At 77.8% G+C, this 12,576-nt stretch carries 12 protein-coding genes and 1 pseudogene; 6 read left to right on the top strand and 7 right to left on the bottom strand.

From position 1 onward, the window contains the following. Window positions 1–10 precede the first annotated feature (10 nt). The gene (locus ACI8AC_RS16570) at window positions 11–946 is read left to right on the top strand and encodes an alpha/beta fold hydrolase (RefSeq protein ID WP_456898921.1); all 936 of its coding nucleotides are present in this window, start codon (window positions 11–13) and stop codon (window positions 944–946) included. After that, window positions 943–1,824, top strand: coding sequence for an oxygenase MpaB family protein (locus tag ACI8AC_RS16565; protein WP_456898920.1), 882 nt, complete (start codon window positions 943–945; stop codon window positions 1,822–1,824). The genes ACI8AC_RS16570 and ACI8AC_RS16565 overlap by 4 nt, the downstream gene beginning before the upstream one ends. Before the next feature lie 16 nt (window positions 1,825–1,840). Here the strand turns inward: ACI8AC_RS16565 and ACI8AC_RS16560 are convergent, their stop codons facing one another. From ACI8AC_RS16560 to ACI8AC_RS16540, 5 genes are all read right to left on the bottom strand, one after another. Further along, window positions 1,841–2,683, bottom strand: coding sequence for a RecB family exonuclease (locus ACI8AC_RS16560; RefSeq protein ID WP_456898919.1), 843 nt, complete (start codon window positions 2,681–2,683; stop codon window positions 1,841–1,843). Window positions 2,684–2,721: 38 nt separating this feature from the next. Then, window positions 2,722–3,579, bottom strand: coding sequence for a PHP domain-containing protein (locus tag ACI8AC_RS16555; protein ID WP_456898918.1), 858 nt, complete (start codon window positions 3,577–3,579; stop codon window positions 2,722–2,724). Continuing rightward, window positions 3,579–4,286, bottom strand: a complete 708-nt coding sequence (locus ACI8AC_RS16550) for a PH domain-containing protein (RefSeq protein WP_456898917.1) — start codon at window positions 4,284–4,286, stop codon at window positions 3,579–3,581. The genes ACI8AC_RS16555 and ACI8AC_RS16550 overlap by 1 nt, the downstream gene beginning before the upstream one ends. 33 nt (window positions 4,287–4,319) lie before the next feature. Next, the gene (locus ACI8AC_RS16545; protein WP_199522220.1) at window positions 4,320–4,478 is read right to left on the bottom strand and encodes a hypothetical protein; all 159 of its coding nucleotides are present in this window, start codon (window positions 4,476–4,478) and stop codon (window positions 4,320–4,322) included. A 146-nt stretch (window positions 4,479–4,624) separates the two neighbouring features. Further along, window positions 4,625–5,248 (bottom strand): DUF6758 family protein, encoded by a 624-nt coding sequence (locus tag ACI8AC_RS16540; RefSeq protein ID WP_456898916.1) that lies wholly within the window; start codon window positions 5,246–5,248, stop codon window positions 4,625–4,627. A gap of 74 nt (window positions 5,249–5,322) precedes the next feature. Here ACI8AC_RS16540 and ACI8AC_RS16535 point away from each other — a divergent pair, with 74 nt between their 5' ends. Next, on the top strand, window positions 5,323–6,315 hold the full coding sequence (locus ACI8AC_RS16535) for a putative glycolipid-binding domain-containing protein (protein WP_456898915.1): 993 nt from the start codon (window positions 5,323–5,325) through the stop codon (window positions 6,313–6,315). An 81-nt stretch (window positions 6,316–6,396) separates the two neighbouring features. Here the strand turns inward: ACI8AC_RS16535 and ACI8AC_RS16530 are convergent, their stop codons facing one another. Continuing rightward, a complete protein-coding gene (locus ACI8AC_RS16530) occupies window positions 6,397–6,903 on the bottom strand; it encodes a MaoC family dehydratase (protein WP_456898914.1) in 507 nt (168 codons plus the stop codon). Between the two features lie 138 nt (window positions 6,904–7,041). Here ACI8AC_RS16530 and ACI8AC_RS16525 point away from each other — a divergent pair, with 138 nt between their 5' ends. Beyond that, on the top strand, window positions 7,042–7,530 hold the full coding sequence (locus ACI8AC_RS16525) for a hypothetical protein (RefSeq protein ID WP_456898913.1): 489 nt from the start codon (window positions 7,042–7,044) through the stop codon (window positions 7,528–7,530). After that, entirely contained in the window at window positions 7,527–8,468 is a 942-nt protein-coding gene (locus tag ACI8AC_RS16520; RefSeq protein ID WP_456898912.1) for an HTTM domain-containing protein, read from the top strand. The genes ACI8AC_RS16525 and ACI8AC_RS16520 overlap by 4 nt, the downstream gene beginning before the upstream one ends. 115 nt (window positions 8,469–8,583) lie before the next feature. Here ACI8AC_RS16520 and ACI8AC_RS16515 read toward each other — a convergent pair whose 3' ends face one another. Then, on the bottom strand, window positions 8,584–8,877 hold the full coding sequence (locus ACI8AC_RS16515; RefSeq protein ID WP_456898911.1) for a WXG100 family type VII secretion target: 294 nt from the start codon (window positions 8,875–8,877) through the stop codon (window positions 8,584–8,586). A gap of 150 nt (window positions 8,878–9,027) precedes the next feature. Here ACI8AC_RS16515 and ACI8AC_RS16510 point away from each other — a divergent pair. Further along, window positions 9,028–12,099 (top strand): annotated as a pseudogene (locus tag ACI8AC_RS16510) (FtsK/SpoIIIE domain-containing protein); the annotation flags it as partial. Between the last annotated feature and the right edge of the window lie 477 nt (window positions 12,100–12,576).

Here is a 12,576-nt window from a genome sequence, read left to right as displayed (position 1 = left end):
GACTGGGGGCATGTCACTGCCAGGGAGCCCCGGCGACGGGGACCTCGCCGCCGCCGAGCGCGGCCTCGCCATCGCGCCCGACGACCTGCGGCAGCTGGCCGAGCACGACGCTCGGCACCGGACGTTCACCGGGGGCGCCGGGCCGCTGGCCGGCCTGGACACCGGCGGGGACGCCGCGGCCGGCACCGTCCTCCTGGTGGCCGGGTACACCGGCAGCAAGGAGGACTTCGCCCCGCTGCTGCGCCCCCTCTGCGCGGCCGGCTACCGCGTCGTGGCCCTGGACCAGCGCGGCCAGTACGAGTCGCCGGGCCCCGACGACCCCGCCCGCTACGGCGTCGAGGAGCTGGGCGGCGACCTCGTCGCGGTCGGCCGGGAGCTGCGGGCGGAGTCGCCCTCGGGGGTGCACCTGCTGGGGCACAGCTTCGGCGGGCTCGTGAGCCGGGCCGCCGTCCTGGCCGCGCCGGACCTGTTCCGGTCATTGACCCTGCTCGGCTCGGGGCCGGCGCGGCTGGGAGGCCCGCGCGCCGACCTGCTCACCCACCTGGCCCCGCTGCTGGACGTGGGTGGGCTGGCCCTGGTGCAGGAGACGCTCGACCAGCTGGCGATGACCGATCCGCAGGCGCAGCTGGTGCCCGAGCCGACCCAACGGTTCCTCGCGCGCCGGTTCCTGCGCAACAGCGAGGCCGGGTTGCGCGGGATGGCCGACGCGATGACGGCCGAGCCCGACCGGGTCGCCGAGCTCGCCGCGACCGGGGTGCCGGTGCTCGTGGCCCACGGGTCCGCCGACGACGCCTGGTCTCCCGCGGTGCAGGCCGACATGGCCGCCCGGCTCGGCGCCCGCTACGAGGTCATCCCCGGGGCGGTGCACTCCCCCGCCGTGGAGAACCCGGTCCGCACCGTCGAGGTGCTGGTCGGGTTCTGGGCCTCGGTGGGGGCGCGGCCGTGAGCCGGCTGGCCGACCTGCCCTCGCCCGACGACTGGACCGCCGAGGAGGACCGGACCGGCTTCTACGGCCCGGACAGCGTCACCTGGCGCATCCACCTCGATCCCAGCTACTCCGTCGCCGGGATGCGCGCGCTCATGCTGCAGGCCCTGCACCCGGTCGCGATGGACGGCGTCGCCCGCAACTCCGCCGGCTTCCGCGACGAGTGGTGGATGCGGATGACCCGCACCGGCCAGTACGTCGAGACGCTGACCTTCGGGACGCGCACCGAGGCGCGGCGGGCGGCGGCGCGGGTCCGCGGCCTGCACCGCACGATGTCCGGGGTGGAGGGGACCACCGGGCGGGCCTACCGGGTCGACGACCCCGACCTGCTCCAGTGGGTGCACAACTGCGAGGTCGAGTCGCTGCTGACGACGGCCCGCCGGGCCGGCGTGCCGCTCCCCGGCCGGGACGCCGACCGCTACGTGGCCGAGCAGGCGGCGTCCGCGGCGCTGGTCGGCGTGCCCCCGGCGCTCGTCCCCCGGTCGGTGGCCGAGCTCGACGCCTACTTCACCGCGATCCGGCCGTCGCTCCGGGCGACGCCCGCGGCGGTCGAGGGGGTCCGCCGGCTCTTCCTGCCCCCGATGCCCGGCTGGGTCCAGGTCCTCACGCCGGCGCGACCGGCCTGGGGCGGGTTCGCGACGCTGGGCTTCGCGCTGCTGCCCGCCTGGGCGCGGCAGCACTTCTCGATGCCGGGGCTCGCGGTCACCGACGCCGCCGCCACCCGGGCGCTGCGGGCCTTCCGGGCCACCCTCTCGGCCCTGCCGGGACGGGTCCGGTGGTCGCCGATCGTGCGGACCGCCCTCGACCGCGTCGCCCGGGCCCGGCCGGTCGGCGCCTGAGCGGGGCCGGGGCCGCTCAGGCCTCCTCGGCCAGGAAGCTCCAGCTCTCCCGCGACGGCGTCGCCGCCTGGCCGGTCGGGCAGCTCGGGCGGAAGTCGCACCAGCCGCACTGCCGGCCCGGGACGGCGGGGAACGCGTCGTCCGGGCTCCGTCCCTCCTCCAGCGCGGCGGTGGCGGCGCCGATGTCGGCGGCGACGTCCTCGGCGCGGCGCACGTGGTTGGCCAGCGACCGGTCGGTGTGCTCGAAGGAGGCCACCGTCCCGCTGGGCAGGTGGTGCAGCTCGACCCGCCGGCAGGGCCGGCGCAGCGTGCGCCGCACCCCCAGCACGTAGGCCGCCAGCGCCGCCGAGCCACGCGCCTCGTCGTCGGTGCACACGCTGCGGCCGGTCTTGTAGTCGACGACGACCAGCTCGTCGCCGCGCTGGTCGATGCGGTCGACCCGGCCCGACAGCGCCAGCCGCTCGGTGGTCGCCGCGACCTGCCGCTCCGTGCCGACCGGCTCCTCGGCCGGGTCCAGACCGGCGACGTAGTCGGTCAGCCACCCGGCCGCCCGTGCCCGCCACCGGTCCGACTGCTCGGCGTCCCGGAACCCGGCGGTCGACCAGGCCCCGTACAGCAGCTGCCGGGCCGCGGCGGCGGTGCGGCGCGGCACCGGCAGCTCCCACCACGAGCGCAGCGCCGCGTGCACCGCGGCCCCCATGCTGTTGTGCGCCCAGGCCGGGCCGCGGGCCGGCGTCGGCCGGTCGACGTAGGCGAACCGGTAGCGGCGGGGGCAGTCGCTGAACGCCGCCAGCTTGCTGGGCGTGGCCGGGAACAGGCGGCGCGGCATGCCCGGCATCTCCAGCTGTGCGCTCCCCACGCCGCCACGCTAGCCGCGACCCCCGGCGGGTCGGCGGGTCAGTCCCGGTACGGCGCGGCGCCGGTCGCGGCCGCCAGCACCGCCTCCCACTCCGCGGGGTCGGTGGTGCAGGCGCCGATCGGCGTCGTCTTGTTGGTCCCGTGGTAGTCGCTCGAGCCGGTGACCAGCAGGCCCAGGTCGGCGGCCAGCCCGCGCAGGTGGGCCCGCTCCTCCGGCGCGTGGTCGGGGTGGTCGACCTCGAGGCCGAGCAGGCCCGCGGCGACCATGGTGGCGATCGCCTCGTCGCCCACCACCCGACCGCGGCGGGTGGCCAGGCCGTGGGCGAACACGGGGACACCGCCGGCGGCCCGCACCAGGGCGATGCCGTCGAGCACGTCGGTGTCGGCCTTGGCGACGTAGTAGGGGCTGCGGTGGTGCAGCAGGTCGGTGAACGCGGCGTCGACCGACTCCACGACGCCGGCCTCGACCAGGGCGCGGGCGACGTGCGGCCGGCCGACCACCCCGCCAGCGGAGCGCTCGACGATCTCCTCCCACACCACCGGGTAGCCGGCCGCGGCGAGCGCGGCGACGATCCGCTCGCCCCGGCCGAGCCGCTCGGTGCGCAGCCGGGCGCGCTCGGCGGCCAGCGCGGGGTGCGCGGGGTCGAACAGGTAGGCCAGCAGGTGCACGCTGATCGGCGGGGCCCCGGAGGGGAACCAGCGGCAGGACAGCTCCATGCCGGGGACGACGGTGAGCCCCGCGGGGCGGGAGCGCTCGGCCTCCGCCCAGCCGCCCGTGGTGTCGTGATCGGTGAGCGCGACGACGTCGAGCCCCGCCGCCCGGGCGGTGGCCAGGAGCTCGGCCGGCGACTCGGTGCCGTCGGAGACCGAGGAGTGGGTGTGCAGGTCGATGCGCATCAGCGGTCAGCCTGCCCGACCCGGCGGCCGGCCACCCGCCGGGTGCCGGGTGGCTGCCGGCGCACCCGGGGGATCGGCTCGGTGTCCCGCCGGCCGTCGGGAGGATCCCCGGCAGGCGGCCGGGGCGCGGCGGCGGGCGGTTCCGGGTTCCCCTCGTCGTCCCCGGCGTCGGCGCCGCCGGCCCCGAAGAGCAGGTCGCTGACGTCGCGGTAGAGGACGTCCGCGTGCGGGAGGAAGGTGATCTGGGAGAGCGCCTGCTGCTGGCCGGCCGACTCGAACCGGAAGGTGCCGTAGCCGAGCAGCTGGCCCAGCAGGGTCTCCTTGTAGGTGAGGTCGGTGATCCGCCGCAGGGGCAGCAGCGCCACGGTGCGGACGACGATGCCGCTGGTCAGCAGCACCCGGCGGTTGGTGACGATGAAGTGCCGCATCCACCACTCCCCCGCCCGCAGGCCGAGGTGGCCCAGCGCGACGACGAGCACCAGGAGGCCGGCCGAGCTGGAGACCCGGTTGTCCGGGTCGAGCAGGAGCAGCCACCCGCCGACGACGAGGGCGGGGAGGGCCTTGGTCACCGGGAGCAGCAGCACCGCCCAGTGCCGCCGCGTGGCGACCACCGGGGGCTGCTCGTGCGGGAGCAGGTACTTGTCGGCGTCCTTGCTCCACCGGGGCCGGCGTCCGCCGCCCCCGTCGGGTGCGCCCGGCCCGGTCACGCCGCCGTCAGGCGTCGCGGCCCGACGCCGTGCTCACACCAGGCCCTGCACGAACGTGGCCAGGGACGTCGCGGCCGCCCCGAGCGCCTCCCCGGCGCTGCGCACGAGGTCGGCGGAGCTCTCCGGCGCCTGGATCAGGTAGAAGAGGACGAAGGCCACGACCAGCCAGGTGAGGACCTTCTTCAGGTTCACCGTCACCTCCGCGGGTGCGTCGTGGGCAGGCCGGACCGTCCGTCCCCGCCGGGTGAGCCCCATGGGTAACACACGTCCCAGCACCCCCCGCGGGGACACGCCGCAGCACCGGGGCCCGGCCGGCACCGCGTCGGCGCAGGGGCCGGCTACCGCCCCGGCAGGAGGTGCTCGCTGGGCGGCCCGAGGGGCAGGTCGGGGTAGACCCGGTCCCGGAGGTCGAGCAGCACCAGGCGCTCGGCGAGCAGCCAGGCCGCCGACATCGGCCACATGACCAGCCAGAGCCACACGCCGTACGCCTCGCCGACGAAGGCGGCGCGGTCGTCGCTGGTGGGCACGGCCCAGAGCGGGGCGCGCTGGCCGGCGGCCTCGACGTCGGCCGAGGACGGGCCGGTGATGACGTCCCCCGGGTCCAGGCCCGGCAGCCCCGCGTACCCGCACCCGACGCCGGTGCCCGGCTCCTCGGCCACGAGCACCAGCTCGGCCGCCCCGCCCAGCGGCGCCGGGCCGGCGCAGTCGACGACGATGGCCCGCGCGCCCGGCTCGCCGCCCCAGGCCATGCCCGTGACCGACCAGCCCGGCGGCATGGGGTCGGGCACCCAGGCCGGCACCCGCGCGTCGGCGGTCACGGCGTTGATCGCGTCGTGGGCGACGAGGAGCGTGTGGTGGAGGGGCGTCACCGCGCCGTGCACGTGGCACCAGGCCTGGCCTGCCTCCCCCGGGCGGACGACCAGCCGCTCCCCGCAGCGCGGGCACACCGTGGAGGCAGACATCGCGACTCACCGTCCTGGCCGGAGGGGTGTTCGTCAAGCGCGGGTCGCGGCGGCCGGCGCCTACGCTCCCGGGGATGACCGCTGACCGGCCTCGCGCGGAGCCACCCCCGGTGCCCTGCGTGGGTGCGGTGGTGCTCGACGCCTCCGGCCGGTTGCTGCTGGTCCGGCGCGGGCGGGAGCCCGGCCGCGGCCTGTGGTCGCTGCCCGGCGGCCGTGTCGAGCCCGGCGAGACGCTCGAGCAGGCCGTCGCCCGCGAGGTGCGCGAGGAGACCGGGCTCGCCGTGCGCGTGGGTGACGTCGTCGGCTCCGTGCGCGTCCCCGCCGGCGCCGTCGTCTACGACGTCACCGACCTCGCCTGCACCCCCGTCGACGACGCCGCCACGCCCGCGGCCGGGGACGACGCCGACGACGTGACGTGGGCCGACGCCGCCACCCTCGACCGGCTGCCCTGCACGCCGCGGCTGGTGCAGACGCTGCAGGGGTGGGGCGCGCTGCCCACCGCGGACCCCGGGGAGCGGGTGGTCGCCTGGCGGCGGGTCGACGAGGACGCCGGCCACGGCCTGGCGCGGGTGCAGCGGCGGGCCGACGGCTGGACCTGCCACGGCACCGAGGTCCTGGCCGGGCCGGGGGCGGTGCTCGCCTGCGGCTTCCGCGTCGACCTGGACCCGGGCTGGACCACCCGCGCGGTCGAGGTCTGGTCGCTGGCCGCCGGCGGCGAGCGACGGCTGACCCTGACCGCCGACGCCGGACGACGGTGGTGGCGCGACGGCGTGCGGGCCCCGGAGCTGGACGGCTGCACGGACGTCGACGTCGCCGCGACCCCGCTGACCACCACCTTCCCCGTCAACCGGCTGGCGTCGCTGGCGGTCGGGGACGCGGTGACCTCGGCCGTGGCGCGGGTCGAGGTGCCCGGGCTGCGGGTGCTCCGGGTGGACCAGACCTACCGCCGGCTGGCCGACCGGCGGTGGGAGTACCGGGACGAGGCCCACGGAGCCTCCGAGCTGACGGTCGACGCGGAGGGCCTGGTGGTGGACCACGCCGGGTTCGCGACCCGGGTCGCTCCCTGAGGAGCGCCCGGCGGCGGACCGGCTCGGTGCCGGCCGGCGGCGGCTCCGAGCGGGACCGGCCCCGCTCGGTGCCGCCCGGGTTCAGCGGCGGGCCGGCTCCGGGCGTCCCGGCTGCTCGCCGCCGCGGCTCTCGCCGTAGGACCGCTTGGGCACCATGACCTTGCGCCGGAAGACGCACACCACCGTGCCGTCCTGCTTGTAGCCGATCGTCTCGACGTGCACGATGCCGCGGTCGTCCTTCGACCTCGACTCCGTCTTGTCGAGGACGGTGGTCTCCCCGTAGACCGTGTCGCCGTGGAAGGTCGGGGCGACGTGCCGCAGGGACTCGATCTCCAGGTTGGCGATGGCCTTGCCCGAGACGTCGGGCACGCTCATGCCGAGCAGCAGCGAGTAGACGTAGTTGCCGACCACCACGTTCTTGCCGAAGTCGGTGGTCTCCGCCGCGTAGTGCGCGTCCATGTGCAGCGGGTGGTGGTTCATCGTGATGAGGCAGAACAGGTGGTCGTCGTACTCGGTGACCGTCTTGCCGGGCCAGTGCTTGTAGACCGCCCCGACCTCGAACTCCTCGTAGTACCGACCGAACTGCATGGACTCGCTCCCGGGACGACACGGCGGACGCGGGACCCCGGCGACGGCGGGCACGGGCCCCGAGCGCGCGGTGGGCCGGGTGCCCACGATGCGGCGTCGGTGACCCATCTGGACGGGCGCTGATCCTACGATGCCCCGGTGGTACCGGTTGCTCCCGAGCGCGGCCCCGCGGAGACCGAGGTCCTGCCGCTGTCCCCCGTCGGTCGCCGGGTGCGCCTGGCGGCCACCGCTGTCGTCCTGGCGCTGCTGCTCGGCGGGACGCTGTGGGGCACCGACTCCGACTTCCCGTTCGGCCCCTTCCGCATGTACTCCACCCGGGCCGACCCGGACGCGGCCGTGGTCTCCACGCGGGTGGTGGGGGTGACCACCGAGGGGACCGAGGTGCGGCTCTCCGGGGGCGAGGTCGGGTTGCGCCGCGCGGAGTTCGAGGGGCAGCTCCCGCGGCTGGTCTTGCAGCCGGAGCTGCTCACGCTGCTGGCGGGGTCCTACGCCGAGCACCACCCCGGCGCCGAGGAACTCGTGGAGGTCCGCATCGTGCAGCGCCGCTACGAGCTCGTCGGTGGCCGGCAGACCGGCGAGGCCACCGACCGGGTCCTCGTCGCCCAGGACCTGGAGGGCACCCCGTGAGCCGTCCGTCAGCACCGGTCGAGCGGCCGGGGGACGGCCCGGGGCGGGCGCTGGCCCACCGGCTGTCGGCGTGGTGGTTCCGGCCGGTGCCGCTGGCCCGCATCGCGGTCTTCCGGACGATCGCCTACCTGTTCATCCCGGTCGACGTCTTCCTCACCACCGCGTGGGTGCGGGCGCACGCCGACGTCCCCACCGAGTACTACCAGCCGCTCACCATCGGCCAGCTGCTGCCGCTGCCGACACCCACGTCGACGGTCGTGCACGTGGTGCAGTGGGCGCTCCTCGCGGCGGCGCTGGCCGCGGCGACCGGGCGGGCACCGCGGCTCCTGGGGTCCGCGGTCTTCCTGCTCTACCTGGAGTGGATGGTCATCGCGATGAGCTACGGCAAGGTCGACCACGACCGCATCGCCTACCTCGTCGCCCTCGCCGTCCTGCCCACCATCGGCCGGGTGCGCCGGCGGGACCGGCGCTCGTCCGAGGCCGCCGGGTGGGCCGTGGCCGCCGTCTTCGTCACCGTCATGCTCACCTACTTCCTGGCCGCCTGGGCGAAGATGCGCTTCGGCGGCTGGGACTGGGCGACCGGGTCCACGCTGGCCCGCGCCATCGTGCGCCGCGGGACGGTCTTCTCCGACTGGACCCTCGAGGTGCCCGGTCTGCTCGTCGCCGCGCAGTGGGCGATCCTCGTCCTCGAGTTCGCCGCACCGCTGATGCTGCTGGCCCGGTCCGACCGCGCCCGGATCGCCCTGGTCGTGTTCCTCCTCGGCTTCCACGTCGCCGTCTTCGCCAGCGTCCGGATCATCTTCCTGCCGCACTGCGTGGCGATCCTGGTGCTGCTGCCGTGGGAGCGGCTGCCCGAGCTCACCCGGGTGGTCCGCCAGCGGGTGCCCGCGGCCCTGACCGCTCCCGGGACCCCGCGGACGGCCGCGCCCCCCGGCTGACCCGCCGCACCGCCCGGGCGGTGCGCCACGACCGTCGGCGGCCCCGGCGACGCGGTGGACGGGCGCGCCGACGACGCGGACCCTCAGGGCACCCCGGGCGGGAAGCCGTGACCGGTCACAGCAACGCACCGATGCGGGCCGCCACCTCCGCCTCGTGCTGCTGGTAGGACGCGGCCACCCCCTCGAGCAGCGCGCCCATCCCCGTGAGCGCGTCGCTCACCCCCTGCGCGCTGGCCCGCCACCGCTCGTGCAGCTCGGCGAAGCGCAGCGCGGCCTGGCTGTCGGTCCACCCGTCCAGGACCGACCCGTCGAGGCCGGCCGAGAGCGCGGCGTGCCGACCGGCGGTGTCGGCGGCCTCGGCGCGGCAGCGGCCCGCCATCGACTGCAGCGTGGCGATGTCGACCTTCACGTGTCCTCCTCCTGCCCGGGCACCTCCCGGTCGTCCGCACGCTAGGTCGGGTGGGGACCGGGGCCCGGCACACCGTCCACAGGGCGGCGGGCCGTCCACAGCCGGGCCCCGTCCGCCGCGGCCACCGGTCGCGGGCCGCACGGTCGGCGTGTGCCTGCCGGACCGCCCTCCTCCCCGCCCCCCGCCCGGTGCTGGACCCTCGTGGTCGGCGGTCACCCGCACGACGTGGTCGTCACCGCGCACGACGGTGAACGTCTCGGTGCCGTGGTGGCCGCGCTGGGTCCGGTGCCCGGGGTCGGGCCGGTCGAGGTCTGGAGCGGGTCGGCCCGCCTCCCCGGGGAGACGCTCCTGGACCACCCCGCCCTCGCGCACGGGGCGGTCCTCGGCCTCGGCGGCCCCGCCACCTCCGCGTGCCGGCCCGAGGCCGTGAGCGCGCTCGAGCTACGGGTGGTGGGTGGGCCGTCCGCGGGCACCACCGCCGCGCTGACCCGGGGGCGCCACCTGGTCGGCCGCGGCCCGGAGGCGACCGTCGCCCTCGACGACCCCGACGTCTCCCGGTCCCACGCGCTCGTCGAGGTGGGCGCCGACGGGCCGGTGGTGCGGGACCTCGGGTCCACCAACGGGACCTCGCTCGGCGGCGCGGTGGTCGGTCCCGCGGGCCGACCCTGGCCGCCCGGCGCGCTCCTGCGGATGGGGGCCAGCACGCTCACCCTCGCCGGCCCGCAGGGTCTCCCGGTCGGTCTCACGCCCGCACCGGGCGGGCGCGTCCGCGTCGAGCCGGTGACCCGGACCCCGCCCGGCCGCGAACCGGTCGAGGTCGTCCTCCCCGCGGAACCCGGGACGGCGCCACCGCGCCGCCTCCCCTGGGTGGCCCTCGTCCTGCCGGCCGCCGCGGGGCTGACCCTCGCCTGGGTCCTGTCGTCACCCGCCCTGCTGCTGTTCGGCCTGCTCGGCCCGCTCGTCGGGGTGGGCACCTGGGTGGCCGACCGGTCGTCGGGGCGGCGGACCGGACGCCGCGCCGCTCGCGCGCACGCGGCGGCCCTGCAGGAGGCCGAGGAACGGGTCACGGCGGCCGTGGCGGACGACGACCGAGCAGCCGAACGGGAGCGCCCCGACCTCGCCGTGCTGCGCGGTGCCGCCCGCCGGCGCACCGCCCCGCTGTGGCAGCGCACCGCGGAGGACCCCGACGCCGTCGTCGTCCGCGTCGGGAGCGCGCCCGGCCCGTCGCGGGTCGGCCTCGTGGAGGCCGACGGCCGGCGGCGGCCCGCCGCCTCGGCCCGGCGGCCCGTGACCGTGGACCTCGCGGTCACCGGGGGCCTGGGTGTGAGCGGCCCGGCGCCGGTGGCGACCGCGGTGGTCGCCGCGCTGGTCGCCCAGCTGGCCGTCCTCCTCCCTCCCGGGGCGCTCCGGGTCGCGCTGCTCGCCGAGCGCCCCCGGCTGGACACGTGGTCCTGGCTGCGCTGGCTCCCCCACCTGCCGGCCGAGGCCGTCCACACAGCCTCCGGGGAGGACGCCGACCTGGCCTGGGTGACCGCTCTGAGCGGCGCCGACCCCGGCGCCGCCGCCCCGGTCCGCTGGACGGTCGTCGTGGTCGACGCCGCCCTCGGTCCCCGCACCCGTGCGGCCCTGCGCGATGCCCGGTCCCGACGGGTCCTCACCCTCACCCGGGTGGCAGCCACCGGGGACCCACCGGTGAGCGCCGGGGCCCGGCTGCGCCTGGAGGGCGAGACGGGGACCGCGGGGCTGCTCACGGTGCCCGGCACCGCCGACCGGGCCGGCGTCACCGTCGACCGCCTCGCCACGGCGGTCGCCGGCGAGGTCGCCCGGGACCTCGCCCCCCTGCAGCCGGCCCGGGTGGGTGGGAGCCTGCCCCGACGGATCCGCCTGCTCGACCTCCCCCTGCCCGGGGTGACACCCGGGGCCGGCGGGAGCACCGGCGGGTCGTGGCCGCGCGGCCGGCGGTCGCTGGTGTCCCCGCTGGGCCGCACCACCGCCGGCCCGTTCGCGCTCGACCTGTGCCGGGACGGGCCCCACGCCCTCGTCGCGGGGACCACCGGCTCCGGGAAGTCCGAGCTCCTGCAGACCCTCGTCCTCGGGCTCGCCCTGTCCCACCCGCCGGACCGGTGCGCCTTCCTCCTGGTCGACTACAAGGGCGGCGCCGCGTTCGCCGAGGCGGCGCGGCTCCCGCACACCGTCGGGGTGGTCACCGACCTCGACCCGGCGGGGACCACCCGGGCGCTGCGGTCGCTGGGTGCCGAGCTGACCCGGCGCGAGGAGCTGCTGGCCCGGCACGGGGTCGCGGACCTCGCCGCACTCCCGGCCGACGTCGACGCCGCCCGGCTGGTCATCGTGGTCGACGAGTTCGCCGGGCTGGCCGAGGACCAGCCGGATTTCCTCCCGGGACTGGTCGGCATCGCCCAGCGCGGCCGCTCCCTGGGCGTCCACCTCGTCCTGGCGACCCAGCGCCCGGCCGGCGTGGTGTCCCCCGAGATCCGGGCCAACTGCTCCCTGCGCATCTGCCTGCGCACCACCGACGAGGGCGAGTCCCGGGACGTGCTCGGCCTGCCGGCCGCGGCGTGGCTGCCCACCGACGTCCCCGGCCGGGCCCTGGTGCGGATCGGCGGAGCGGCCCCCGAGCTGGTGCAGGTCGCCCGGGTCGCCGGTCGCCCGCCGACCGCGGAGGACGCCGTCCGGGTCGCCCCGTGGCGGTGGCCGGACCGCCCGCCGGCGGTCCCCGCGGAGCAGCCCGGAGGGCCCTCCGACCTGGCGTTGGTGGTGCCCGCACTGGGCCGGCGGGCACGGGAGGAGGAGCTCCCCCCGCCCCACCGCCCCTGGCGCCCGCCCCTGCCCGACCGGGTGGAGGCCGAGGACCTGGCCGTCCTGGCGCCCGGGGAACCGGCGGGTGCCGGTCGCCCGCTGCGGATCGGGCTGGTGGACCACCCGGCGTCCCAGGCCCAGCACCCGCTGGAGCTCGACCCCGATCGCGGCGGCAGCTGGCTGGCCGTCGGGGGTCCCCGGAGCGGCCGCAGCACGTGGCTGCGGGCGGTCCTCGCCGAGGCGGTCACCGCCCGCTCCCCCGAGGAGCTGCACGTGCACGTGCTCGACCACGGCGGCGGTGCCCTGGCCCGGGACGCCGCCGGTCTCCCGCACGCGGGGACGGTGGTGCGCGGTGGCGAGGTGCACCGCACCGTCCGGCTGGTGGAGCGGCTGGGGCAGGAGGTCGCCGCCCGGCGGGCGGACCCCGACCGGCCGCGCCCGGCGCTCCTGCTCCTCGTGGACGGCGTCGAGGCGCTCGGCGCCGAGCTCGACGAGGGGGATCCCGGTCGCGGTGCCGCGTCCCTGACCCGGCTGGTCCGGGAGGGTGCGGCGGCCGGCCTCACCTGCCTGCTCACCGGTGAGCGGTTCGTGCCCGGGAGCCGGCTGGCGGCCGCGGTCGGCACCCGGCTGGTGCTGCCGCTGGCGGACCGGGCCGACTACGTGCTCGCCGGGGTCCCCGCGCGGGCGGTGCCGGGACACCGCCCGCCGGGACGGGCGCTGCTGGGCGAGGAGGGCGTGGAGTGCCAGCTGGCGCTGCCCCGCTCGCTGCCGGGACGTGGCCGGGGCAGCCGGCCCCGGGACGCCCTCCACGTGGCGGAGCTCCCCCCGGCACCGCTGCTGCCGCTCCCCCGGGAGGCGGCCGACGACGGGGCCGGACCCGCC

The sequence above is a fragment of the Geodermatophilus sp. SYSU D00758 genome (assembly GCF_054049955.1).
The sequence above is the reverse complement of the archived record's forward strand: the minus strand, read 5'-3'. Positions and strand labels throughout refer to the sequence as shown.

Excerpts from the sequence above, each read along its gene's own strand:
- ACI8AC_RS16530 (WP_456898914.1), bottom strand. The coding sequence starts at position 6,903 with ATGCAGTTCGGTCGGTACTACGAGGAGTTCGAGGTCGGGGCGGTCTAC.
- ACI8AC_RS16535 (WP_456898915.1), top strand. The coding sequence starts at position 5,323 with ATGACCGCTGACCGGCCTCGCGCGGAGCCACCCCCGGTGCCCTGCGTG.
- ACI8AC_RS16570 (WP_456898921.1), top strand. The coding sequence starts at position 11 with ATGTCACTGCCAGGGAGCCCCGGCGACGGGGACCTCGCCGCCGCCGAG.
- ACI8AC_RS16540 (WP_456898916.1), bottom strand. The coding sequence starts at position 5,248 with ATGTCTGCCTCCACGGTGTGCCCGCGCTGCGGGGAGCGGCTGGTCGTC.
- ACI8AC_RS16555 (WP_456898918.1), bottom strand. The coding sequence starts at position 3,579 with ATGCGCATCGACCTGCACACCCACTCCTCGGTCTCCGACGGCACCGAG.